This is a genomic window from Rathayibacter sp. AY1F9, assembly GCF_002932155.1.
Taxonomy (GTDB): Bacteria; Actinomycetota; Actinomycetes; order Actinomycetales; family Microbacteriaceae; genus Rathayibacter.
Map to the genome: position 1 here is coordinate 15333 of NZ_PSVA01000028.1, position 22234 is coordinate 37566.

Below are 22234 nucleotides of genomic sequence, written 5' to 3' on the forward strand. Positions count from 1 at the left end.
CACCATGAACCTCAACTTCATCTGGCTGGCGATCGGGCAGATCGTCGATCCCACTGTCGCCGCGTACGCGCTGGCGACCATCGGCCTGGTCATCCACTTCGGATTCACGGGGCTGCTCAACTTCGGACAGGCCGGCTTCATGGCGGTGGGCGGCTACGCCTTCGCCATCACCTCGGTCAAGTTCGAGTGGCCCGTCTGGGGCTCCTTCCTCGCGACGATCGTCGCGGCGACCGTCTTCGCGCTCATCCTGGGCATCCCGACGCTCCGGCTGCGGGCCGACTACCTCTCGATCGTGACGATCGCGGCGGCGGAGATCATCCGGCTCTCGGTCAAGACCCCCGAGTTCTCGGCGATCACCGGCGGCTCGGAGGGCATCAACGGCGCGGCGAAGGCGTTCAACGACCTCAACCCGCTCCCCGAGGGCCGCTGGGGCATCGGCGTCCTCACCTACAGCCAGGACCAGTGGTGGGTGCGGATCGTCGGCTGGGGCCTCGTGCTCCTGGCCTGCCTCCTGGTGTTCCTCCTGATGCGCAGCCCCTGGGGCCGCGTCATCAAGGGCATCCGCGAGGACGAGGACGCCGTGCGCTCGCTCGGCAAGAACGTCTTCTCGTACAAGATCCAGGCGCTCATCCTGGGCGGCGTGCTCGGAGGCCTCGCAGGAGCGCTGTTCATCCTCCCCCGCTCGCTCCAGCCCGACAACTACGGCACCCAGCTCACGTTCTTCCTCTACACGATCATGCTGCTGGGCGGCGCCGCGACGGTCTTCGGACCCGTCGTCGGCTCGATCATCTTCTGGGTCGTCCTCGGTCTGACCGACGGACTGCTCACGCTCGGGATCGACACCGGGGTCCTCAACAACGACCTCATCCGCCTCACCACCGTGCAGACCGGACCCATCCGGTTCATCGTGGTGGGGGTAGCCCTCATGCTCCTGGTGATCTTCAGACCCCAGGGGATCTTCGGCAAGAAGAAGGATCTGCACTTTGCCTAAGACGCCGGTCTCGGACATCACCGAGGAAGCAATCGTCCCCGGGGTCAGGAAGAAGGACCCCATCGTCGTCGCCGACAACGTCAGCCGCCGCTTCGGCGGCCTGACCGCGGTCGACGTCGAGCACCTCGAGATCCCCCGCGGATCCATCACCGCCCTGATCGGCCCGAACGGAGCCGGCAAGACCACGTTCTTCAACCTGCTGACGGGCTTCGACAAGCCCAACACCGGCAAGTGGAACTTCAAGGGCAAGAACCTCGCCAACGTCCCGGCCTACCGGGTGTCGCGGATGGGCATGGTGCGCACGTTCCAGCTCACCAAGGCGCTCGGCGGCATGACGGTGCTCGAGAACATGCTGCTCGGCGCGAAGGGGCAGAAGGGCGAGAACATCTTCACCTCGCTCATCCGCCCGCTGTGGTCGAAGGAGGAGGACTCGATCGAGCAGCGCGCGATCCGCCTGCTCGAGAAGTTCAAGCTGGACACGAAGCGGGACGACTACGCGTCGAGCCTGTCGGGCGGCCAGAAGAAGCTGCTCGAGATGGCGCGGGCGCTGATGTCGGAGCCCGAGCTCGTCATGCTCGACGAGCCGATGGCCGGGGTGAACCCGGCGCTGACGCAGTCGCTCCTGGGCCACATCGTGAACCTGAAGGACGAGGGCATGACCGTGCTCTTCGTCGAGCACGACATGCACATGGTCAACACGATCGCCGACTGGGTGATCGTGATGGCCGAGGGCAAGGTCGTCGCCGAGGGCCCGCCCTCGACCGTGATGAACGACCCGGCCGTCATCGACGCGTACCTGGGCGCGCACCACGACACCGACCTGGGCACGATCGAGGGCCAGCTCGAGATCGCCGAGGAGATGGACTCCGACCTCGTCCGCGAGGACGTGGAGCGGCAGGCGGAGCAGGCCGGCGTCCCGACGCCCGGCCACGACGCTCCGGCCGCCGGAACGGCGTCCCCGTCGGCCTCCGCGCCGACGAGCGTCGCCCCGACGACCGACGCCCCGGCCGTCGAATTCGAGAAGGACGAGAGATGACCGCCGACACGACGACTCCGAACACCCTCGAGACGCACGATCTGCACGCGGGCTACGTGCCGGGGGTCAACATCCTCAACGGCTCGAACGTCTACGTGAAGCGCGGCGAGCTCGTCGGGATCATCGGCCCGAACGGTGCAGGCAAGTCGACGCTGCTGAAGGCGATGTTCGGCCTGGTCAACATCCGCCGGGGCACCGTCCTGCTGAACGGCGAGGACATCACCGGCCTCAAGGCCGACAAGCTGGTGTCCAAGGGCGTGGGCTTCGTGCCGCAGAACAACAACGTCTTCCCGTCGCTCACCATCGAGGAGAACCTCGAGATGGGCATGTACCAGAAGCCGAAGCTGTACAAGGAGCGGCTCGAGTTCGTCACCGAGCTCTTCCCGGAGCTCAGCAAGCGGCTCAAGCAGCGCTCGGGGTCGCTCTCGGGCGGTGAGCGCCAGATGGTGGCGATGTCGCGGGCTCTGATGATGGACCCGTCGATGCTGCTGCTCGACGAGCCCAGCGCCGGCCTGTCCCCGATGCGGCAGGACGAGACCTTCGTCAACGTGCAGCGGATCAACCGCGCGGGCGTCTCGATCATGATCGTCGAGCAGAACGCGCGGCGGGCGCTGCAGATCTGCGACCGCGGCTACGTCCTCGACCAGGGCCGCGACGCCTACGAGGGCGCGGGCCGGGAGCTGATGAACGATCCGAAGGTCATCGAGCTCTACCTGGGCACGCTCGCGACGACCAACGAGGTCACCACGAGCACCCCGACCGTCGGCGGCTGACCCCCGCTGCGAAGGGCCCGTCGTCTCCGGACGGCGGGCCCTTCGTCGTTGCCGGGGCGCGGAGCGGGCGCGAGCGGGCCGAGGGGCCGGTGCGGCTCCGGGGCGGAGGCGGGGCCGCTCGCGCAGGGCGCCGGGCGGCTCGGAGACCACTCCGAGCAGGGCGGGAAGGCAGGCGGCTCGGTGCCCGGAGACGCGCCGGCAAGGGGTGCCGCAGAAGGGAGGCGGGGGGGCCGCTCTCCCGGCGCGGACAGGCCTTCACCGGTCTCTCCGCGATGCCCGCCGAACCCCCGGGAAGCCGGCGGAACGGCGGGCCGGACCCTCGGTCTCCTGTCCGCGGGACGAGGGCAGGACAGCGAGAGTCTCTCCGCACCAGCGACACCCACGAGGGGGACAGGATATCGCCCTGCCTGCCGTAGTTTTGGGTACACGGGACAGCCCTGCAGGGGGACGTCCCGCTCCCCTCTCCCCCGGTAGGGACCGCGATCGGCCGCCGATCTCCTCCCCTCCCCGCAGCGCCTCGAGCGCCGCGTCGTCCGCCTCGAAGGAGCCGACCATGAAGAGATACACCCCCGCCCCTGTGGAACTCGGAGCCGGCTTCGGCACCGGTGCGATCGGCGACTACGAGCGCTGGCGCGTCGTCGGCGTCTACGCCCAGGTCGTCATCGCCGAGACCACCGGCGGCAAGCGCCGCAACTACAGCCGTTCCTTCGTCACGTACCGCCTGGCGCAGGAGGCGGAGCTGCTCCGCGCCTCCTAGGCCCTCCGCACTCCACGAGCGCGCGTCCTCCCACTGGAGGGCGCGCGCTTCTGCGTTCCCGCTCGACGTCGTCGCTCCCGCCCGCGGTTCGGCAGGGCGCCCCCTCGAGGCAGGGAGAGGCGCTCGGAGGCGCGTACAGGCCGTCAGAGCCGCTCCTCCTCCCGGGTGGCTCCTCGACGCCACGCCGGGCCCTGGACGCCGCGGAGCCGTCCGCCCGCACCCGACAGCGGCCACCCTCCCGGACGACCGCCGCGCCTCGCTGCGTCCGCACGACCGGCGCGTCTCCTGCTCTCCGCTCCGGGAACGGCGGAGGGGCCCGGTCCGAAGACCGAGCCCCTCAGGGATGCGGCAGGAGCCGCGTCACCGCGTCGTCAGTTCAGCGAACCCTCGACGGTCTCCTCGAAGGAGGTGGTGTTGCCCGTGCCGTACTTGTAGATCGAGACCGAGGCCTCGCTGGTGTCGCCGTTCTCGTCGAACGAGATCGGGCCGGAGAGGCCGTCGTAGTCGACGTCCTCGCCGTCGGCGATGAGCTTCGCGCAGTCGGCGAAGGTCGTGCACTTGGTGCCGCCCTCCGAGACCGACATGAGGTTGTCGCGGATGGTCGCACCGTCCGTCGCCTTGCCCTGGAGCGCGGCGAGAGCGGTCAGGACCGTGGCGTCGTACGACTCCGGCGCGTAGCTGAACACGGTCAGCGCGTCGTTGCCCTGCGACTCCACGAGCGACTGCAGCTTGCCCTGGAAGTCCTCGGACGCCTGGACGCCCGGGTTGGTGAACTGGGCGCCGGCGATGTCGACGTTGGTGTCGGACTCGCCGATGACGCCGTAGTTGCCGTCCGTGCCGTAGAGCTTCGAGAAGTCGAAGCCCTTGGCCGAGAGCTGCTCCGCGATGGTCTTGATCTCGTCGAACGAGATGACGACCAGCGCGTCGGGGTTCGGGGCGAGGACCGAGGTCAGCGCCGAGTTGAAGTCGGTCGAGGCCGGCTCGAAGATCTCCTCCGCCGCGACGGATGCTCCGCCCGCCTCGAGGGTCTCCTTGATGTTCTTCTCGAGGCCGGTGCCGTACGCGTCGTTCATGTACAGGATCGAGACGTTGGTCTTGCCGTCGCCGAGGATCTTGTTGCCGAGGATGCGGCCCTGGAGCACGTCCGAGGGAGCGGTGCGCCAGTAGTAGCCGTCGTCGTCGTAGGTCGTGAAGTCCGGCGAGGTGTTGGCCGGCGAGATCTGGACGACGCCCGCCTGGGTCACCTGGTCGATGAAGGTCTTCGAGACGCCCGAGGACGCCGCGCCGATGATGGCGGAGACGTTGTCGGCAATGAGGGACGTGGCCGACTGCGTCGCGATGTCGGTCGTGGTGTCGCCCGAGTCCTTCTGCTCCACGTCGATCGTGATGCCGGCCTTGGCGTCGTTGATGTCGACGACCGCCTGGTCGACGCCCGCGATCTCGGGCGGGCCGAGGACGGCGAGGGTGCCGGTCTGCGGGAGGATCGTGCCGATCTTGAGGGACAGGTCGCCCGAGCCGCTGTCGCCGCTCGATCCGCTGTCGCCGCCGCCGGCGCAGCCGGCGAGGACGAGAGCGCTGGCGCCCAGAATGGCGACGCCGCCGAGGGTTGCCCGGAGGGACCGCGCGCGGGCCGAGCCGGCCTTCGCGTAAACGCCCATGTTGCTCCTTGAGAGGTGTGTGTCAGTGGGAGCGGCGCCGGTGGCAACCGCTCGGCCAACCTAACCTTCGAAGCAGCCGTGAACAATACAGGGGTGTTACCAATACGTTTCGCGACCGGATCGTTACCATTCCGCTGTCGCGCCGCGCCAGGACGACGCGTTCCGCAGATCAGACGGAGGATCGGCGCCGTCTGCGCTCCGCGGCGACGAGGTCGCCTGAGAAGATCGCCAGGGCGGCCCACACCAGCGCGAAGCCGATCCAGCGCTCGAGCGGCATCTCCTCGTGCAGGACGAAGGCCCCGACGAGGAACTGCAGGAACGGCGTCAGGTACTGCACGAAGCCGACGATCGACAGCGGGAGGCGCCGGGCGGCGCCCGCGAACAGGAGCAGCGGGACGGCCGTGACGATCCCGGCCGAGGCGAGGATGAGGGCGTGCCCCGTCCCCTCTGTCGTCAGGGTCAGCCCCACCGTGGAGCCGACGACCGCCAGCTGCACCACGGCGAGCGGCGTCAGCCAGAGCGTCTCGAGCGTCAGCCCGCCGACCGCGTCCACCGTGCCGCCGACGCGGCTCTTCACCAGGCCGTAGAGGCCGAACGAGAAGGCGAGGGCGAGCGAGATCCACGGGAAGGATCCGTAGCCCACCGCGATGACCAGCACCGCGACCGCGCTGACGCCCATCGCGGCCCACTGCAGGGGCCGGAGGCGCTCGCGCAGCACCAGGACGCCCAGCAGCACCGTGACCAGCGGGTTCATGAAGTAGCCCAGGGCCGCCTCGATGACGTGGCCCGTGGTCGTGGCGATCACGTAGACCTGCCAGTTGACGTAGATGAGCACGCCCGCGATCGCCATCACGCCGAGCAGGCGGGGGCGGCGCAGCAGCGCGCCGAAGGAGCGCCAGCCGCGGAGGACCGTGAGCAGGATCACGCAGAAGACGAGCGAGAAGAGCACCCGGAACGCGACGATCTCGAACGGCGAGGCCGGCGCCATCGCGATGAAGTAGAGGGGCATCGCACCCCAGAGCAGGTAGGCCGAGAACGCGAACAGCAGCCCCGTGCCGGACATCCCGCCCGGGCGTCCCGCCGCTCCGAGCGCCTCCACTCCTTCGCCGACGGGCACGTCCGAAGGGGACGGCGAGACGGCCTCGGCAGGGGTGCGGGAGCTGGTCACTCCCCCGATGCTACGCAGGCGCGGGGTGGGAGGACGGCCCCGCAGCGGGCGGATCAGGCCACTGGTCGCGAGGAGGACCGGGAACGACGGAAGGGCCCGCCGACCGAGGTCGACGGGCCCTTCCGAGGGATGCTGCCTAGCGGACGACGACCGCGAGGACGTCGCGAGCGGAGAGGACCAGCAGGTCCTCGCCACCGAACTTGACCTCGGTTCCGCCGTACTTGGAGTAGATCACCTTGTCGCCGACGGCGACGTCGAGCGGCACGCGGTTGCCGTTGTCGTCGATGCGACCGGGTCCGACGGCGACGACCTCGCCCTCCTGCGGCTTCTCCTTGGCGGTATCGGGGATGACGAGACCGGAAGCGGTCACCTGCTCCGCCTCGACCTGCTTGATGACGATGCGATCTTCGAGCGGCTTGATGGACACCGACACGGTTGACCTCTTTCTTGACGACGATGTGGGCGGAACGCGGTTCTGGCACACACGCTCCGAGAGTGCTAGATCCATCGTAGGGGCTCCGCTGGCACTCGTGCAATCAGAGTGCCAAGCGGGGCGGCGGACCCGCCGGGAGGCCGTGGCCTACCATGGCCGGATGCGACGCGACGAGCTGGTCGAGCTCCTCTCCCCCGAGGGCCTCCGGCTCCTCGACTCCCTCGACGGCTACCGGTCCGACGACCTGGTGCGGGCCGTGGCACGCCTCCGGGCCGCCGGCCACTCCCCCGTCCTCGTCGCCGCGGTGCTCACCCAGGCGAGGCTCCGGCAGAAGGCGGAGGCGAAGTTCGGAGAGTTCGCCCGCTCGATGCTCTTCACGGACGCGGGACTCGAGCAGGCGACGCGGCTGCGCGTCGCCGCCCTGCACGCTGGCCGGTTCGCCGCGGCGGGAGCGGCGCGCGTCGCCGACCTCGGCAGCGGGATCGGCGGCGACGCCCTCGCGATGGCCGCGATCGACCTGGCGGTCACCGCCGTCGAGGCCGACGAGGTCACCGCGACCCTGGCCAGCTTCAACCTCGCCCCGTTCCCCGCGGCGAGCGCCGTGCACTCGACGGCCGAGGCCTTCGACCTCGACGGCTTCGACGCCGTCTACCTGGACCCGGCACGCCGCACGGCGGGCCACCGCGAGACCCGCCGGCTCGACGATCCGGACGACTACTCCCCCTCGCTCGACTTCGCGTTCGGCCTGGCCGAGCATCGTCCCGTGGGCGTGAAGGTGGGTCCCGGCTTCGACCGCGAGCGCCTGCCGCGGGACGCCGAGGCGCAGTGGGTCTCGGTCGACGGGGAGCTGGTCGAGACCGGGCTCTGGTTCGGTTCTCTGGCGCGCCCGGGCGTGCGCCGCTCCGCTCTGCTGCTCGGCGCGACCGGCTCCTCCGAGCTCACCGCGGCGGGCGACAGCGAGGACGAGGAGGTCGGCCCCCTCGGCGCGTTCGTGCACGAGCCGGACGGCTCCGCGATCCGCGCGCGCCTCCTGGGCGAGCTCGCGCGCTCCAGCGGCTCGCGGATGCTCTCGCCCGGCATCGCCTACCTGACCGGCGACCATGCGGCCGCCTCGCCCTTCCTCCGCAGCTTCCGGGTCCTCGCCGAGCTGCCGCTGGACGAGCGCACGCTGGCGAAAGAGCTGCGCACCCGCGGCATCGGCGTGCTCGAGATCAAGAAGCGCGGGGTGGACGTCGACCCCGCCCGCTTCCGCAAGCGGCTGGGCCTCTCCGGCACCGGCAGCGCGGTGCTGATCCTGACGCGGATCGCCGGGCGCCACCGCGCGCTGCTCGCGGAGCGCGTCGAGCGGCCCGCGCCGGCTCAGTAGCCGGAGGTGCCGGCGGCGAGGGCGACCACGACGAAGACGAGGAAGACCGCCAGGTAGATCAGCGAGACGGCGATGCCGGCGAACCCGGTGATGATCGCGGTCAGCGCGAAGCCGCGCGCGGCCGGCTCGCGCCGGCGTCCGAGGAAGCCGAGCACGACGGCCGGAGCCGACAGCAGGAAGCCGAAACCGGCGGCGAAGAGCGTGATGACCAGGCCGACGATGCCGAGGATCATCCCGACGAGGCTCAGCGTGCGGGGGACGACGGGCGCCGGAGCGGCCGCGTAGGCGGCGGGGTGGCCGGGCGCGGAGGAGTAGGCGGGCGCCGAGGGGTACGCGGGCGGCGGCGGCGACCCGTAGGCCGGCGGTGCGGAGTCGGCGAGCGGCACCGACGGCTGCGACGCGGCCGAGGGCGGAGCGGGCGGGGCCGGGGGGACGGGCGGGGCCGGCGGGACCGGGACGGAGCCGTGCTGCTCGTCGGAGCCGGGACCGGGACGGGTGCTGTCGTCGCTCATGGCGCGAGTCTAGCCAGCACCCGGGCGGCGGCGGAGGGGTTCCGTCCGCTCACGCGGGCAGGTAGCCGCCGTCGCGCAGGTCGCCGACGAAGGCCGTCCAGGCGAGGTAGGCGATCACCGCGAGGACGATCGCGAGGTAGCCCAGCACGAAGCCGGCGACCGCGAGACCGCGGCCGCGCTGTCCGGAGCGTCGGGCCTGGGCGAAGCCGATGTGGCCGAGGACGATGGCGGCGGGCGCCAGCCCCAGCAGTCCGCACACCAGAGCCGCGACCGCGAGCGGATTCATCGGCGGGCGGCGGGGCGGGAGACCGGGGTAGGGACCGGCGGCGGCCGTCGGCGGCGGGTAGGCCGCCGACGGCTCGCCGAGCGGAGGGGCGAACGGCGCGGGCGCCGGTCCGGTCTGCGGTCCGGGCGCGGTGTCGTCGGTCACGGTGTCCTCCTGGTGGTGCGGGCGCCCCCGAGCCTCGGAGGCGTGTCGATCAGTACCCGGTCGAGGGCATGGTCGCCGCGATCGAGAAGAGCGCGACGAACGAGATGATGGTGATGATGATCGCGACGAAGCCGATGATGACGGCGGCGAGGGCGAGGCCGCGGCCCTTCTCCCCCGTGCGCTTGATCTGCGACAGGGCGATGAAGCCCAGCACGATGCCCACGATGGAGACGAAGAACGAGGCGATGAAGCCGATGATCGCCAGGATGTTGTAGCGGTCGGACGCGGGCGTGTACGGAGTGGTCATGGAATCCCCCAGGGTCAGGAACGAGCGGATGCGGCCAAGAGTGGCAGTGGCACGATCCGCCTGTCAAAAAGCTGGATGGCGCTTGCGCGGCCCGGCCGCCGCCCGGTAGAGGCCTCAGCGGACCTGGATCTCGGTGACCGGGAGGGTCGAGTCGGCCCCGAAGCCGAGCCCCGACGGCGGATGCCCCGCCTCGATCAGCTGCGCCGCCAGTGCGGCGATCATCGCGCCGTTGTCGGTGCAGAGCGAGAGCGCCGGGATCCGCAGGGTCACTCCCGCGGCCGCGCACCGCTCCTCCGCCAGCGCGCGCACCCGGGCGTTGGCGACCACGCCGCCGCCGAGCAGGAGGCGCGGCACGCCCCGGTCGCGGCAGGCGGCGAGCGCCTTCGTGAGCAGGACGTCGGCGACCGCCTCGCGGAAGCTCGCCGCGACGTCGGCCACGGGCACCTCCTCCCCCGCGTCCTGGCGCTTCTCGACCCAGCGGGCGACCGCGGTCTTCAGCCCGGAGAACGAAAAGTCGTAGCGGTGGCGCTCGAGGTCCTTCGGCAGGCTGAGCCCGCGGGGGAAGCGGATCGCCTTCGGGTCCCCGTCCGCCGCCACCCGGTCGATCTGCGGTCCGCCCGGATAGGGCAGGCCCAGGACTCGTGCCACCTTGTCGAAGGCCTCGCCGGCGGCGTCGTCGATGGTCTCGCCGAGCAGCTCGACGTCCGATACCAGATCGCGCACGTGCAGGAGCGAGGTGTGCCCGCCCGAGACCAGCAGCGCGATCGTCGGCACCTCGACGGGGCTGCCCTCGCTGCCGTCTGCACGGAGGACATCGGCTCCCACGTGGCCGACGAGGTGGTTCACGGCGTAGAGCGGCAGGCCGAGCGAGACGGCGAGCGCCTTCGCCGCTCCGACGCCGACCATGAGGGCGCCCGAGAGTCCCGGTCCGCTGGTGACCGCGATCGCGTCCAGGTCGCCGAGCGCGACACCGGCCTCGGAGAGCGCCGCGTGCAGGGCGGGCTCGAGCGCCTCCAGGTGCGCCCGGGCGGCCACCTCGGGCACGACGCCGCCGTAGCGGGCGTGCTCCTCCATCGAGGAGGCGATGGTGTTCGAGAGAAGCGTCGTGCCGCGGACGATGCCGATCCCCGTCTCGTCGCAGCTGGTCTCGATGCCGAGGACGAGGGGTCCGGTGCTCACGGGGTCTCCTGGGTCGGGGTCGGCGGCCGGCGCATCACGATCGCGTCCACTCCGTCGGGCTGGTAGTAGGCGGGGCGGACGCCGATCTCCTCGAAGCCCTCCGAGCGGTAGAGGGTCTGCGCGGCGGGGTTGTCGGCGCGGACCTCGAGGAAGACCTCGCGGGCGCCGTGTTCGCGGGCCGCCTCGAGGAGCGCGCGCAGCAGTCGGCGGCCGAGGCCGGTGCGGCGGACCCGGGCGACGACCGCGATCGTCTGCACGTCGCCCTCGTGGGCGCCGACGGGGCAGAGGAGCCCGGCGTAGCCGACCACCTCGCCGTCCTGCTCGGCGACCAGGTACCGGGTGTGACGGCTCCGGATCTCCTCCGCCATCATCCCGCGCGACCAGGCGTCGCCGGCGAACTCGGACTCCTCGATCGCCATGACAGCGTCGAGGTCGTCCGCCTGCGCGTCGCGGAGCACGGCCTCGCTCATGCGGTCACCCGCTTGGGGCCGGCGGACAGCGTGACGTCGGGCGAGCGGAGGTAGAGGGGCTCGTCCGCGGCACCGGGCCGACCGGCCGCGCGCAGGCGGGCGGCCACGACTCCGAGCTCGCCGGCGGAGACAGACTCGGCCTCCAGGCGCGGGAGCTCCGGATGCGGGAGGGCCGGCGGCTTGTCCAGGCCCGGGCCGGCGAGGCGGACGGGGAGCCCCTGATCGTCGAGCCCGTCGTAGGCGCTCCAGTACAGCTCTCGGCGGCGGGCGTCGGTGACGACGAGGAAGCCCGCGGCGCGCCCGTGCCGCAGCGCGGCGAGCGCGATCGCGTCGTGCGAGACCACGGGGAGGGTGGGGACGCCGCGGCCGAGCGCGAAGGCCCGGGCGGCGGCGATCCCGACCCGGAGGCCGGTGAAGGGGCCGGGGCCCATGCCCACGGCGACCGCCTCGATGCCCCCGGGAGCCACGTCGGCCGCCTCGAGCGCCTCCTGGATCAGCCGGCCGACCACCTCCGCGTGGCGCATGGTGTCGATCTCGGTGCGCTCCGAGCGCACGGCGCCCGCGGAGTCGACGACGGCGACGGAGGTTCCGGAGGAGGTGTCGATCGCGAGGAGCACGCGTCCAGGGTACCCGCGGGCTCAGCTCCAGCCGGTGCCGCGGAAGCGGACGGTCCGCGGCTCGATCGGCTCCTCGCCCTCCTCGGCGTCGGAGCCGGCGGTCGGCCGCTCGATGACCACGTCGAGCCAGGACTCCGCGACGCCGTCCAGCATCCCGGCCCCCCACTCCACGACGATCACCGAGCGCGCCGGATCGAGGTCGAGGTCGTCGAGCTCGACCGGCGAGCCCACGCGGTAGGCGTCGACGTGCACGAGCGGCGGCCCGTCGTGCAGCGGCGGATGCGTCCGCGCGATCACGAAGGTGGGGCTCGTCACGGGACCCCGCACGTCGAGGCCCTCGCCGAGCCCGCGCGTGAAGGTCGTCTTGCCCGCGCCGAGCGGCCCGGTCAGCACCAGCAGGTCGCCGGCGCGCAGCACTCGGCCGAGCTCGCGGCCGAGCTCCGCCATGGCCTCCGGATCGGCGACCTCGACGACGCGGTCCGCGAACCAGGAGCGCTCAGGCACGGCCGTCCGCCGCGCTCAGCAGCCGCCGCTGGACCCGCGGCCCGAGCCGGGTGACCAGCTCGTAGTTGATGGTGCCGCACCACCGCGCCCACTCGTCGACCGAGGGGACGCCGGTCGTCGGGTCGCCCCAGAGCGTCACCGGGTCGCCCGTCGCGACGCTCGCATCCCCCACGTCGACGACGAACTGGTCCATCGCGACCCGCCCGGCGATCCGGTGGCGGCGGCCGCCGATCGAGACCTCCGCGACGCCGGAGGCGCTCCGCGGGATGCCGTCCGCGTAGCCGAACGGCACGAGCGCGAGGGTCGTCCCGCCCTCGGCCCGCCAGGTGTAGTCGTAGCTCACGCCGGTCCCGTGGGGCACCCGGCGGACGCCGGCGACGCGGCCCTGCAGCGTCATCGCCGGGACGAGCCCGAGCTGGAGCGAGGTCTCGTCCTCGAACGGCGAGAGTCCGTAGAGGGCGATGCCGCTGCGCACCATGTCGAGGCGTGCTTCCGGGAGGCGCAGCGCCGCCGCCGTCGCCGCGAGGTGCAGGACCGGCGCCTGCACCCCGTGCGCGGCCAGCACGGCCTCGGCGCGGCGGAGGAGCGCGAGCTGGGCGAGGTCGTCCTCGCGCGAGGTGTTCGACAGGTGCGAGAACAGCCCGGTGAGGTGGACGGTGCCGCGAGCGCTGTGACGGGCGAGCGACTCCGCCAGGTGCGGCCACTCCTCCTCCGCGGCGCCGTTGCGGCTGAGGCCCGTGTCGACCTTGAGCTGCACGGCCGCGCGCACGCCTCGGTCCTCCGCCGACTGCGCGAGCGTGTCGAGCTGGTCGACGGAGGAGACGGCGACGTCGATCGAGTGCTCGAGCGCCGCGTCGAAGTCCTCGCCGGGGTCGTGCAGCCAGCAGAGGATCGGAGCGACGACGCCTGCCTCGCGCAGGGCCACGGCCTCCCGCAGCTCCGCGGTGCCGAGGGCGTCCGCGCCGCCGTCGAGCGCCGCCTGCGCCGCGGCCAGGGCGCCGTGCCCGTAGCCGTTGGCCTTGACGACGGCCATCAGCCGGCGGGCGCCGGTGAGCTCGCGCAGACGCGCGGCGTTCGCCACCATCGCGTCGACGTCGATCACCGCCTCTCGGTACGACGCGGGGACGCTCACGACTCGGCCACCACGAACGCGCAGGCCACGCCCGCGTCGTGCGTCATCGAGAGGTGCAGGCGCGTGATCCCGCGCGCCTCCGCGGCCGCCCGGGCCGGGCCGTGCAGCGCGAAGGACGGATTCCCGTGCTCGTCCCGCTCGACGACCATGTCGTGCCAGCGGGCGCCCACGGAGTCGCCGAGCGCCTTGATCAGCGCCTCCTTGGCGGCGAAGCGGCCCGCCAGCGAGGCGACGGGAAGCGAGCGTTCGCTCTCGGCGAACAGCCGGTCGCGGAGCCGGGGCGTGCGCGTCAGCGAGCGCTCGAAGCGCGCGAGGTCCACGACGTCCACCCCGATCCCCACGATCACGGCTCGATCACTCGACCGTGACCGACTTGGCGAGATTGCGCGGCTGGTCGACGTCGAGGCCCTTGGCGGCGGCGAGCTCCATCGCGAACATCTGCAGCGGGGTGACGGCGAGCAGCGGCTCGAACAGCGGGTCGGCGAGCGGGATCGGCACGACCTCGTCGGCGATCTGGATCGCGGCCGTATCGCCCTGCTCCGCGATCGCGATGACGCGGGCGCCGCGGGCCTTGATCTCCTGGATGTTCGAGATCACCTTGCGCTGCAGCTCGTACGACTCGCTCGGGCTCGGCACGATCACGAACACGACCTGGCCCGGCTCGATCAGCGCGATCGGGCCGTGCTTGAGCTCGCCCGCCGCGAAGCCCTCGGCGTGGATGTAGGCGAGCTCCTTGAGCTTCAGCGCGCCCTCGAGCGCCACCGGGTAGCCGACGTGGCGGCCGAGGAACAGCACCGCACGGGTGTCGGCCATCCAGCCGGCCAGCTGGGCGATGTCGTCGGAGGCGTCGAGCACGCGGGAGAGCTTCTCCGGGATCGCGGCGAGCTGGGCCGCCTGAGAGGCGACGAGCTCGGTGGAGGCGGCACCGCGCACCGCGGCCAGGTGCAGCCCGAAGAGGTAGAGCGCCGCGATCTGGGCGACGAAGGCCTTGGTCGAGGCGACCGCCACCTCCGGGCCCGCGTGCGTGTAGAGCACGGCGTCCGACTCGCGTGGGATCGTCGCGCCCTGGGTGTTGCAGACCGAGAGCGTCCTGGCGCCGTGCTCGCGGGCGTACTTGACCGCCATCAGCGTGTCCATCGTCTCACCGGACTGGCTGATCGAGACGACGAGGGTGCGCGGGGTGAGCACCGGGTCGCGGTAGCGGAACTCGTGGCTGAGCTCGACCTCGACGGGGACGCGCGCCCACTTCTCGATCGCGTACTTGGCGACCATGCCCGAGTAGGCGGCCGTGCCGCAGGCGATGATCGTGATGCGGTCGATCTCCGTCAGCACCGGGCCGAGCGCGTCGAGCTCCGGCAGCGTGATCGCGCCCTCGTGGATGCGGCCGCGGAGCGTGTTCGCGACGGCCTCGGGGCCCTCGGTGATCTCCTTGGCCATGAAGCTCGACCAGCCGCCCTTCTCGGACGCCGACGCGTCCCAGGCGATCTCGAACGGCTCGGTCTCGACGGGGTTGCCGAAGAAGTCGGTCACCGTGACGAGCTCCGGGGTGATCGTGACGATCTGGTCCTGGCCGATGGCGACCGCGCGGCGGGTGAACTCGACGAACGCCGCGACGTCGGAGCCGAGGAAGTTCTCCCCGTCGCCCAGGCCGATCACGAGCGGCGAGTTGCGGCGCGCGCCGACGACCACGCCGGGCTGGTCCTGGTGCAGGGCGAGCAGGGTGAACGCGCCCTCGAGGTGCGCGACGACGGCCTGGAAGGCGAGCACGAGGTCGCCGGTGCGGCGGTACTCGCGGGCGATCAGGTGCGCGGCGACCTCGGTGTCGGTCTCGCTCTCGAAGACGGCGCCCTCGGCGAGCAGCTGCTCCTTGAGCGGCTGGAAGTTCTCGATGATGCCGTTGTGGATGACGGCGAGCCTGCCCTCGTCCGCGAGGTGGGGGTGGGCGTTGCGGTCGGTCGGGCCGCCGTGCGTCGCCCAGCGGGTGTGGCCGATGCCCGTGGTGCCCTCGGCCAGCGGGTGCGCTTCGAGGTCGTCGACGAGGACGCTGAGCTTGCCCGAGCGCTTGCGGCTGTCGAGCTGCCCGTCGGCGTCGATCACGGCCACGCCGGCCGAGTCGTAGCCGCGGTACTCCAGACGCTTCAGGCCCCCGAGCAGCACGGCCAGGCTGTCGCGCTCACCGACGTATCCAACGATTCCACACATGCGCTCGATTCTAAGCGGCGCGGAGGCGCCTCCCGCGGCGTCGGGCACCCGGCGGGGCGGACGCTAGGATCGGTCCCCATGCCGTCGTCTCCTCGCGATCCCGCACGCGACGCGCACCCCTCCCCCTTCGTCGAGATCGTCCGCTCCGACTGGGCCGAGCTCGCCCGCACCACGGAGCTGCCGCTGTCGGAGACCGAGGTCGTGCAGCTGCGGGGGCTGGGCGACCGGCTGAGCCTCACCGAGGTCGCGGAGGTCTACCTGCCGCTCTCGCGCCTGCTGAGCCTGTACGCCGGTGGCGCGCGGCACCTGCACCGCGCGACGAGCACGTTCCTCGGGGAGCGCGCGCAGCCGACTCCGTTCGTGATCGGCGTCGCGGGGTCGGTCGCGGTGGGCAAGTCGACGATCGCGCGCCTGCTGCGGGAGCTGCTCGCCCGCTGGGAGGACACGCCCCGCGTCGAGCTGGTGACCACCGACGGCTTCCTGCTGCCCAACCGCGAGCTGGAGCGCCGCGGTCTGATGAGCCGCAAGGGCTTCCCCGAGTCGTACGACCGGCGGGCGCTGCTGCGCTTCGTCTCGGAGGTGAAGGGCGGGGCCGCGGAGGTGCGCGCGCCGTTCTACTCGCACCTCTCCTACGACATCGTCCCCGACGCCGAGATCGTCGTGCGGCGGCCGGACGTGCTGATCGTCGAGGGCCTGAACGTGCTGCAGCCGCCGGTGCCCGGTCACGGCCTGGCGGTCAGCGACCTGTTCGACTTCACCGTCTACGTCGACGCCCGGACCAGCGACATCGCGCGCTGGTACGAGGAGCGCTTCCTCACCCTGCAGCAGGGCGCGTTCGCGAATCCGAACTCCTACTTCCACCGCTACGCGGCGCTCAGTCCGGACGAGGCCCGTGAGCGCGCGCGGAGCATCTGGGCCGCGATCAACGAGCCGAACCTGCTGCAGAACGTGCGCCCCACCCGCTCCCGCGCGAGCCTGGTCCTCCGCAAGCAGGCCGATCACACGGTCTCCTCGGTCCTCCTCCGCAAGATCTGACCGCGCCCCCGGTCGCTGTTCGCCGCCGCGCGCACCGCGCAGCCACCGACCTCCTCGAACCCCTCCACCGCAGGATCGGTGCAGGCTCGGGACCACCCGCGAGCCGTCGGCGGGAATCGCGTGCCAAGCGATTCACGCGCGGCGAACGCGACCCGCTCCACCCGTGCAACCACCTCGCGAAGCCGACCGCGAGGTGCCGCGCAAGGAGCGGCCCCGCAACAAGCACCGCCGCGTGCCAAGCGATTCCCGCGCGGCGAACGCGACCCGCTCCACCCATCGTGACCACCTCGCCAAGCCGACCGCGAGGGGCCGCGCAGGGAGCGGCCCCGCAACGAACACAGCCGTCGTGGGAATCGCGTGCCAAGCGATTCACCCGCGGCGAACGCGCCCCGCTCCACCCATCGCAACCACCTCGCCAAGCCGACCGCGAGGGGCCGCGCAGGGAGCGGCCCCGCAACGAACACAGCCGTCGTGGGAATCGCGTGCCAAGCGATTCACCCGCGGCGAACGCGCCCCGCTCCAGCCATCGCAACCACCTCGCGAAGCCGACCGCGAAGGGCCGCGCGGGGAGCGGCCCCCGTAACGAACACCGCCGTCGTGGGAATCGCGTGCCAAGCGATTCACCCGCGGCGAACGCGCCCCGCTCCACCCATCGCAACCACCTCGCGAAGCCGACCGCGAGGGGCCGCGCAGGGAGCGGCCCCGCAACGAACACAGCCGCGTGCCAAGCGATTCACCCGCGGCGAACGCACCCCGCTCCACCCATCGCGACCACCTCCCCAAGCCGACCGCGAGGAGCCGCGCAGGGAGCGGCTCCTTAAGAACGCAGCCGCTCGAGCACGACCGCGGCGAGCGATTCGGCGAGGCGGTCGGCCGTCTCCTGCGTCTTCGCCTCGACCATGACGCGCACCATCGGCTCGGTGCCGGAGGGGCGCAGGAGCACGCGGCCGTCGCTGCCGAGCTCGGCGGTGGCGTCGGCGACGGCGGAGGCGATGACCTCGTCGTCGCGGACGCCCTCGCGGTCGACGCCGCGCACGTTGAGGAGGGTCTGCGGGAAGACGGACATGACTGCGGCCAGGTCGGCGATCGTGCGTCCGGTCCGGGCCATCTCGGCCGCGAGCTGGAGGCCGGTGAGCACCCCGTCGCCGGTGGTGGCGTAGCGGCTCATGATGACGTGGCCGGACTGCTCCCCGCCGAGCGAGTAGCCGCCGTCGTTCATCGCCTCGAGGACGTAGCGGTCGCCGACCGCGGTCTCGATGACGCGGATGCCGGCGGCGCGCATGGCGAGCTTGAGGCCGAGGTTGCTCATGACGGTGGCCACGAGGACGTCGTCGCGCAGGGCGCCGCGGCGGGCCATGGCTGTCGCGAGGATCGCCATGATCTGGTCGCCGTCGACGATGCGGCCCTCGGCGTCCACTGCGAGGCAGCGGTCGGCGTCGCCGTCGTGGGCGATGCCGATGTCGGCGCCGGCCGCGCGGACGGCGTCGGCGACGTTGTCGAGGTGGGTGGAGCCCACTCCGTCGTTGATGTTGAGGCCGTCGGGGTCGTTGCCGATGACGGTGACGGTCGCTCCGGCGTCGGTGAACACTTGGGGCGAGATGCCGGCGGCGGCGCCGTGCGCGCAGTCGATGACCACGTGCAGGCCGTCGAGACGGGTGCCCTCGAGGGATCCGAGCAGGTGGAGGACGTAACGGTCCTCCGCGTCGGAGAAGCGGGTGATGCGGCCGACGTCGGCTCCGGTCGGCGTGAGCGGGGGGACTCCGAGGGCCGCTTCGATGCGGTTCTCGAGCTCGTCCGGGAGTTTGCGTCCGCCTGCGGCGAAGAACTTGATGCCGTTGTCGGCGGCGGGATTGTGCGAGGCCGAGATCATCACGCCGAAGTCGGCGTTCTCGTCGGCGATGAGGTAGGCGGTGGCGGGCGTCGGGATGACGCCGGCGTCGAGCACGTCGACTCCAGCGCTCGCGAGACCCGCCGCGACCGCGGCTCCGATGAACTGACCGGAGATGCGGGGGTCGCGGGCGAGCACGGCGACGGGCCGACGGCCCTCGGCCCGGGCGGCCGCTCCGAGTACACGGGCGGCCGCCTGGGCGAGGCCGAGAGCCAGGTCGGCCGTGACCTCGCGATTAGCGAGGCCACGGACGCCGTCTGTTCCGAACAGGCGCGGCATGGTGCGCAGTCCCTTCTCGAGCTGCTGGTCGTGCGGCCGTCAGGCCGCGTCGACTAGCGCTTCGAGAACTGGGACGCCTTGCGGGCCTTCTTGAGACCGGCCTTCTTGCGCTCGATGACGCGGGCGTCGCGGGTCAGGAAGCCCGCCTTCTTCAGGATCGCGCGGTTGTTCTCGCGGTCGATCTCGTTGAGGGCACGGGCGATGGCGAGGCGCAGCGCGCCGGCCTGGCCGGAGGGGCCGCCGCCGGTGATCTTGGCGACCACGTCGTAGGAGCCGATCAGGTCGAGCACCTTGAAGGGGTCGGTGATCAGCTGCTGGTGCAGCTTGTTGGGGAAGTACTCCGCGAACTCGCGGGCGTTGACGGTCATGCCGCCGTTGCCGGGGACGAGGCGCACGCGGGCGATGGCCTGCTTGCGTCGGCCCACGGCTGCGCCGGAGACGTTGAGGACGGCGCGGGGCGTCGTGGACGCCTCGGTGGCCGGGCTTTCGGTGGAGTAGCTCTCGGGAGCCACGTCGATCTGGTCTGCGATCTTCGCCACGGTGTAGGTGATCCTTTGTCTTCGAAGTCTGGGATGTCGGGGAGGGCCGGAGCCTACTGGGCGACCTGGGTGAAGGCGTACGCCTGCGGCTGCTGGGCCGCGTGGGGGTGCTCGGATCCCGTGTAGACCTTCAGCTTGCGCAGCTGGGCGCGGCCGAGGGAGTTCTTGGGGAGCATGCCGCGGATGGCCTTCTCGACGGCGCGGACCGGGTTCTTCTCGAGGAGCTCGGCGTACGTGGTGGCCGAGAGGCCGCCCGGGTAGCCGGAGTGGCGGTAGGCCTTCTTCTGGAGGAGCTTCTGGCCGGTGAGGGCGACCTTCTCCGCGTTGACGATGATGACGAAGTCGCCCATGTCCATGTGCGGCGCGAAGGTGGCCTTGTGCTTGCCGCGCAGGAGCGCCGCGGCGTGGGTGGCGAGACGGCCGAGCACGACGTCGGACGCGTCGATGACGATCCAGTCGTGCTGGACGTCAGCCGGCTTCGGAGAAAAAGTGCGAGTCACGTGAGTGCTGCTTTCTGGTCGGAGTGAGGTGTTCGTGGATCCCGCTCCGTGGCCGTTCGACCCGCGAGGGGCCGAACCGATCCGGTGGAGGGCTCAACTTCGGGCGCTCGGCACACGGCCGAAAACACCAAGGGTCGACATTACAGCAAAGCCCCCGTGCGGCCAAGCACGGATCGTGGCGGCAGGGGCTCCGGCGGCGGGAGGTGCGACCCGAGCCGCCACGGGTCGCGGGGCGCGGGCGCGCGCCCTCGCCTCACTCCGAGTCCTCCGGGTCCGGCCCCTCGGTCCGCACGGTGCGCTTCGCGCGGGTGAGCAGGGCCCGCTCGGCGAGCGCGTCGTCCTCGGGGTAGTCGACCTCGCGGAGGATGAGGCCGCGGGCCGGCATCACCGCGAACGCGTTGGTCCGTCTGGCGGCGTCCCGGAGCAGCGGGACCGCCCCCGCCTCGAGCTTCCCGGCGCCGACCGCGACGCACGCCCCCACGAGGGCCCGCACCATGCTGTGGCAGAAGGCGTCCGCGCGCAGGTGGGCGTGCAGGACTCCGTCGGCGTCTCGCTCCCAGGTGAAGTCGAGCAGGCTCCGGATGGTGGTGGCCCCTGCGCGGGCACGGCAGAACGACGCGTAGTCGTGCAGGCCCAGGAGCGAGCGGGCCGCGGCCGACATCGCGTCGAGGTCGAGGGAGTCGGTGATCCAGGTGGTGTACGTGCGGTCGAGCGGGTGGCGCATCGAGGAGGCGTCGGCCAGCCGGTACTCGTACCGCCGCCAGCGCGCCGAGAACCTCGCGTCGAACCCCTCCGGCGCCTCCGTCACCCGGTGCACCGAGACGTCGGTGTACTGCCCGAGGATCCCGCGGAGCCGCCGCTCCAGGATCGACGCGGGCGGGAACGGCTCCTCCCCCGGTCGGCGCCGGCCGGTGCTGATGCGGCCCCACTGCTCGGGGGTGAGGTCGACGTGGGCGACCTGGGCGCTGGCGTGCACGCCGACGTCGGTGCGCCCGGCGACCGTCACGGTCGGGTGCTGCTCGGAGCGCAGCACCAGGGCGAGCGACTCCTCGAGCACCCCCTGCACGGTGCGGAGGCCGGGCTGTTTGGCCCACCCGGAGAAGTGCGAGCCGTCGTAGGCCAGGTCGAGGCGGACGCGGTGGAGCATCAGACGAGTGTAGAGCGCGCCGTGGTCGCGGCTCAGGCGACCGCGAGCGGGACGTCGACAGTCGCCAGGGCCGAGACCGCCCAGCCGACCAGCGTCGACTGCTCGCCGACCGAGGAGACGATCCGCGCCTCCCCGCCGCCTGCGAGCACGGCCAGCTCGGAGGGAGCGGAGGCGATGCCCTGCACCCCGTAGGCGGCCGTGCCCAGCGAGACCGGCACGGCGCCGAGCGCCTCGCCCGCACCGGTGAAGGTCTCGACGAGGGGCCCGCGGTGCAGCGTCAGCACGACGACCGGATCGCCGCCGTCGACGGCGTAGGAGCACGTGTCTTCCGCGGCGGTGATCGACACGGTACCCGCCGTCGAGCCGGCCTCCTGCTCGACGAGGGAGGCGGGGAGAGCGGTCGCGCAGTCCACGCCCTCGCTCGACGGCACGGAGGGCACGGAGGGCACGGTCGGTGCGGCCGACGGTACCGGAGGCGTGCTCGCGAGGCCCGCCGACTCCGGCACGTCGATCACCTCGCCGGAGGCGCAGCCGCTCACTCCGCCCGCGAGTGCCAGGGCGAGGACCGCCGCAGCAGCCGAGGAGGGCAGTCGCACAGGAGTCCTCCGAGGATCGTCGGGGCGGACCCCGGGAGCGCCGGTCGTGACGCGGCCGCACCCGACGAGCGCAGCCGTGCCATCGTAAGCGACGATTCTCGCCACTCGGCCCCGTGGAACGACGAGAGCCCCCCGCCCCGGAGGGGACGGAGGGCTCTCGGCAGAGGGGGCGTGACTACTTGGTCGCGCCGGTCTCCTCGACAGGAGCGTCCTGCGCGGCGTCCTCGACGGGAGCGTCCTGCACGGGCGCCTCCTCGACGGGGGTCTCCTCGGCAGTGGGCTCCTCGGCGGGGGCCTCGTCCACCGGAGCGGACACGGGCGCCGCGGTGGTGCGCGACTTCTTCGCCTTGGGGGTGACGGGCTCGAGGACGAGCTCGATCACGGCCATGGGCGCGTTGTCTCCCTTGCGGGGGCCGATCTTGGTGATGCGGGTGTAGCCGCCCTCGCGCTCGGCGACGAGCGGAGCGATCTCGGTGAAGAGCTCGTGGACGACCGACTTGTCGCCGATCGTCGCGAGGACGCGACGGCGGGCGTGCAGGTCGCCGCGCTTGGCGAAGGTCACCAGGCGCTCGGCGAGCGGACGAAGGCGCTTGGCCTTGGTCTCGGTCGTCTTGATGCTCTTGTGCGTGAACAGGGCCGCGGCCAGGTTCGCCAGCAGCAGGCGCTCGTGTGCGGGTCCGCCTCCGAGGCGGGGGCCCTTGGTGGGCTTGGGCAT

General features: G+C 72.1%; 25 protein-coding genes. 6 read left to right on the forward strand and 19 right to left on the reverse strand.

Annotated features, from left to right (window positions below):
- Window positions 1–4 precede the first annotated feature (4 nt).
- The 4 genes from C5C37_RS14920 (at window position 5) to C5C37_RS14935 (ending at window position 3557) form a co-directional block, all read left to right on the forward strand.
- Window positions 5–991, forward strand: coding sequence for a branched-chain amino acid ABC transporter permease (locus tag C5C37_RS14920; protein ID WP_104224731.1), 987 nt, complete (start codon window positions 5–7; stop codon window positions 989–991).
- On the forward strand, window positions 984–2027 hold the full coding sequence (locus tag C5C37_RS14925; protein WP_104224730.1) for an ABC transporter ATP-binding protein: 1044 nt from the start codon (window positions 984–986) through the stop codon (window positions 2025–2027). Before C5C37_RS14920 ends, C5C37_RS14925 begins: the two co-directional genes overlap by 8 nt.
- On the forward strand, window positions 2024–2800 hold the full coding sequence (locus C5C37_RS14930) for an ABC transporter ATP-binding protein (RefSeq protein WP_104273403.1): 777 nt from the start codon (window positions 2024–2026) through the stop codon (window positions 2798–2800). The genes C5C37_RS14925 and C5C37_RS14930 overlap by 4 nt, the downstream gene beginning before the upstream one ends.
- 553 nt (window positions 2801–3353) lie before the next feature.
- The gene (locus C5C37_RS14935; protein ID WP_146076626.1) at window positions 3354–3557 is read left to right on the forward strand and encodes a hypothetical protein; all 204 of its coding nucleotides are present in this window, start codon (window positions 3354–3356) and stop codon (window positions 3555–3557) included.
- 371 nt (window positions 3558–3928) lie between these two features.
- Here the strand turns inward: C5C37_RS14935 and C5C37_RS14940 are convergent, their stop codons facing one another.
- From C5C37_RS14940 to groES, 3 genes are all read right to left on the reverse strand, one after another.
- Window positions 3929–5215, reverse strand: a complete 1287-nt coding sequence (locus tag C5C37_RS14940) for an ABC transporter substrate-binding protein (RefSeq protein ID WP_104234163.1) — start codon at window positions 5213–5215, stop codon at window positions 3929–3931.
- A 169-nt stretch (window positions 5216–5384) separates the two neighbouring features.
- Window positions 5385–6278: an EamA family transporter RarD gene (gene rarD, locus C5C37_RS14945; RefSeq protein WP_104224726.1), complete on the reverse strand. Its 894-nt coding sequence runs from the start codon at window positions 6276–6278 to the stop codon at window positions 5385–5387.
- Between the two features lie 241 nt (window positions 6279–6519).
- On the reverse strand, window positions 6520–6816 hold the full coding sequence (gene groES / locus C5C37_RS14950; RefSeq protein WP_097167691.1) for a co-chaperone GroES: 297 nt from the start codon (window positions 6814–6816) through the stop codon (window positions 6520–6522).
- A gap of 160 nt (window positions 6817–6976) precedes the next feature.
- Here groES and C5C37_RS14955 point away from each other — a divergent pair, with 160 nt between their 5' ends.
- A complete protein-coding gene (locus C5C37_RS14955) occupies window positions 6977–8182 on the forward strand; it encodes an SAM-dependent methyltransferase (RefSeq protein WP_104309418.1) in 1206 nt (401 codons plus the stop codon).
- Here C5C37_RS14955 and C5C37_RS14960 read toward each other — a convergent pair.
- The 10 genes from C5C37_RS14960 to glmS all read right to left on the reverse strand — a co-directional run bounded on the left by C5C37_RS14960 (window position 8176) and on the right by glmS (window position 15535).
- Window positions 8176–8694 carry a DUF4190 domain-containing protein gene (locus C5C37_RS14960; RefSeq protein WP_104274232.1) on the reverse strand — a complete coding sequence of 173 codons (519 nt, stop codon included), beginning with the start codon at window positions 8692–8694 and terminating at the stop codon, window positions 8176–8178. The genes C5C37_RS14955 and C5C37_RS14960 overlap by 7 nt on opposite strands.
- A gap of 49 nt (window positions 8695–8743) precedes the next feature.
- Window positions 8744–9124 (reverse strand): DUF4190 domain-containing protein, encoded by a 381-nt coding sequence (locus tag C5C37_RS14965; RefSeq protein ID WP_104339183.1) that lies wholly within the window; start codon window positions 9122–9124, stop codon window positions 8744–8746.
- 49 nt (window positions 9125–9173) lie between these two features.
- Window positions 9174–9431, reverse strand: coding sequence for a DUF4190 domain-containing protein (locus C5C37_RS14970; RefSeq protein ID WP_104225014.1), 258 nt, complete (start codon window positions 9429–9431; stop codon window positions 9174–9176).
- A gap of 114 nt (window positions 9432–9545) precedes the next feature.
- On the reverse strand, window positions 9546–10610 hold the full coding sequence (tsaD, locus tag C5C37_RS14975) for a tRNA (adenosine(37)-N6)-threonylcarbamoyltransferase complex transferase subunit TsaD (RefSeq protein WP_104225013.1): 1065 nt from the start codon (window positions 10608–10610) through the stop codon (window positions 9546–9548).
- The gene (rimI, locus tag C5C37_RS14980) at window positions 10607–11080 is read right to left on the reverse strand and encodes a ribosomal protein S18-alanine N-acetyltransferase (RefSeq protein WP_104339184.1); all 474 of its coding nucleotides are present in this window, start codon (window positions 11078–11080) and stop codon (window positions 10607–10609) included. Before rimI ends, tsaD begins: the two co-directional genes overlap by 4 nt.
- On the reverse strand, window positions 11077–11697 hold the full coding sequence (tsaB, locus tag C5C37_RS14985; protein WP_104339185.1) for a tRNA (adenosine(37)-N6)-threonylcarbamoyltransferase complex dimerization subunit type 1 TsaB: 621 nt from the start codon (window positions 11695–11697) through the stop codon (window positions 11077–11079). The genes rimI and tsaB overlap by 4 nt, the downstream gene beginning before the upstream one ends.
- Before the next feature lie 21 nt (window positions 11698–11718).
- Window positions 11719–12144, reverse strand: a complete 426-nt coding sequence (gene tsaE, locus C5C37_RS14990) for a tRNA (adenosine(37)-N6)-threonylcarbamoyltransferase complex ATPase subunit type 1 TsaE (RefSeq protein WP_104227417.1) — start codon at window positions 12142–12144, stop codon at window positions 11719–11721.
- Window positions 12145–12193: 49 nt separating this feature from the next.
- Window positions 12194–13303 carry an alanine racemase gene (gene alr, locus C5C37_RS14995; protein ID WP_258072460.1) on the reverse strand — a complete coding sequence of 370 codons (1110 nt, stop codon included), beginning with the start codon at window positions 13301–13303 and terminating at the stop codon, window positions 12194–12196.
- A 26-nt stretch (window positions 13304–13329) separates the two neighbouring features.
- Entirely contained in the window at window positions 13330–13680 is a 351-nt protein-coding gene (locus C5C37_RS15000) for a holo-ACP synthase (protein WP_104248197.1), read from the reverse strand.
- 7 nt (window positions 13681–13687) lie between these two features.
- A complete protein-coding gene (gene glmS, locus C5C37_RS15005) occupies window positions 13688–15535 on the reverse strand; it encodes a glutamine--fructose-6-phosphate transaminase (isomerizing) (protein WP_104339186.1) in 1848 nt (615 codons plus the stop codon).
- 78 nt (window positions 15536–15613) lie between these two features.
- Between glmS and coaA the strand changes: the two genes are divergently transcribed.
- Window positions 15614–16570, forward strand: a complete 957-nt coding sequence (gene coaA / locus C5C37_RS15010) for a type I pantothenate kinase (protein WP_104234153.1) — start codon at window positions 15614–15616, stop codon at window positions 16568–16570.
- An 817-nt stretch (window positions 16571–17387) separates the two neighbouring features.
- On the opposite strand, the gene glmM is transcribed toward coaA, so the two are convergent.
- The 6 genes from glmM to rplQ all read right to left on the reverse strand — a co-directional run bounded on the left by glmM (window position 17388) and on the right by rplQ (window position 22234).
- Window positions 17388–18737, reverse strand: a complete 1350-nt coding sequence (glmM, locus tag C5C37_RS15015) for a phosphoglucosamine mutase (RefSeq protein WP_104248196.1) — start codon at window positions 18735–18737, stop codon at window positions 17388–17390.
- 53 nt (window positions 18738–18790) lie between these two features.
- Window positions 18791–19276: a 30S ribosomal protein S9 gene (rpsI, locus tag C5C37_RS15020; protein ID WP_104225004.1), complete on the reverse strand. Its 486-nt coding sequence runs from the start codon at window positions 19274–19276 to the stop codon at window positions 18791–18793.
- 53 nt (window positions 19277–19329) lie between these two features.
- Window positions 19330–19776, reverse strand: coding sequence for a 50S ribosomal protein L13 (gene rplM, locus C5C37_RS15025; protein ID WP_104225003.1), 447 nt, complete (start codon window positions 19774–19776; stop codon window positions 19330–19332).
- Window positions 19777–20029: 253 nt separating this feature from the next.
- Window positions 20030–20923, reverse strand: coding sequence for a tRNA pseudouridine(38-40) synthase TruA (locus tag C5C37_RS15030; protein ID WP_104256576.1), 894 nt, complete (start codon window positions 20921–20923; stop codon window positions 20030–20032).
- Between the two features lie 32 nt (window positions 20924–20955).
- Window positions 20956–21519, reverse strand: coding sequence for a hypothetical protein (locus C5C37_RS15035; RefSeq protein WP_104339187.1), 564 nt, complete (start codon window positions 21517–21519; stop codon window positions 20956–20958).
- A 175-nt stretch (window positions 21520–21694) separates the two neighbouring features.
- A complete protein-coding gene (gene rplQ, locus C5C37_RS15040) occupies window positions 21695–22234 on the reverse strand; it encodes a 50S ribosomal protein L17 (protein WP_104339188.1) in 540 nt (179 codons plus the stop codon).

What these genes read in the sequence shown, in the direction of transcription:
- C5C37_RS14920 (WP_104224731.1), top strand. Translation starts at nt 5, where the DNA reads ATGAACCTCAACTTCATCTGGCTGGCGATCGGGCAGATCGTCGATCCC.
- C5C37_RS14930 (WP_104273403.1), top strand. Translation starts at nt 2,024, where the DNA reads ATGACCGCCGACACGACGACTCCGAACACCCTCGAGACGCACGATCTG.
- C5C37_RS14935 (WP_146076626.1), top strand. Translation starts at nt 3,354, where the DNA reads ATGAAGAGATACACCCCCGCCCCTGTGGAACTCGGAGCCGGCTTCGGC.
- C5C37_RS14940 (WP_104234163.1), bottom strand. Translation starts at nt 5,215, where the DNA reads ATGGGCGTTTACGCGAAGGCCGGCTCGGCCCGCGCGCGGTCCCTCCGG.
- rarD (WP_104224726.1), bottom strand. Translation starts at nt 6,278, where the DNA reads ATGTCCGGCACGGGGCTGCTGTTCGCGTTCTCGGCCTACCTGCTCTGG.
- C5C37_RS14955 (WP_104309418.1), top strand. Translation starts at nt 6,977, where the DNA reads ATGCGACGCGACGAGCTGGTCGAGCTCCTCTCCCCCGAGGGCCTCCGG.
- C5C37_RS14960 (WP_104274232.1), bottom strand. Translation starts at nt 8,694, where the DNA reads ATGAGCGACGACAGCACCCGTCCCGGTCCCGGCTCCGACGAGCAGCAC.
- C5C37_RS14970 (WP_104225014.1), bottom strand. Translation starts at nt 9,431, where the DNA reads ATGACCACTCCGTACACGCCCGCGTCCGACCGCTACAACATCCTGGCG.
- rimI (WP_104339184.1), bottom strand. Translation starts at nt 11,080, where the DNA reads ATGAGCGAGGCCGTGCTCCGCGACGCGCAGGCGGACGACCTCGACGCT.
- tsaE (WP_104227417.1), bottom strand. Translation starts at nt 12,144, where the DNA reads ATGGCGGAGCTCGGCCGCGAGCTCGGCCGAGTGCTGCGCGCCGGCGAC.
- glmS (WP_104339186.1), bottom strand. Translation starts at nt 15,535, where the DNA reads ATGTGTGGAATCGTTGGATACGTCGGTGAGCGCGACAGCCTGGCCGTG.
- coaA (WP_104234153.1), top strand. Translation starts at nt 15,614, where the DNA reads ATGCCGTCGTCTCCTCGCGATCCCGCACGCGACGCGCACCCCTCCCCC.
- glmM (WP_104248196.1), bottom strand. Translation starts at nt 18,737, where the DNA reads ATGCCGCGCCTGTTCGGAACAGACGGCGTCCGTGGCCTCGCTAATCGC.
- C5C37_RS15030 (WP_104256576.1), bottom strand. Translation starts at nt 20,923, where the DNA reads ATGCTCCACCGCGTCCGCCTCGACCTGGCCTACGACGGCTCGCACTTC.
- rplQ (WP_104339188.1), bottom strand. Translation starts at nt 22,234, where the DNA reads ATGCCCAAGCCCACCAAGGGCCCCCGCCTCGGAGGCGGACCCGCACAC.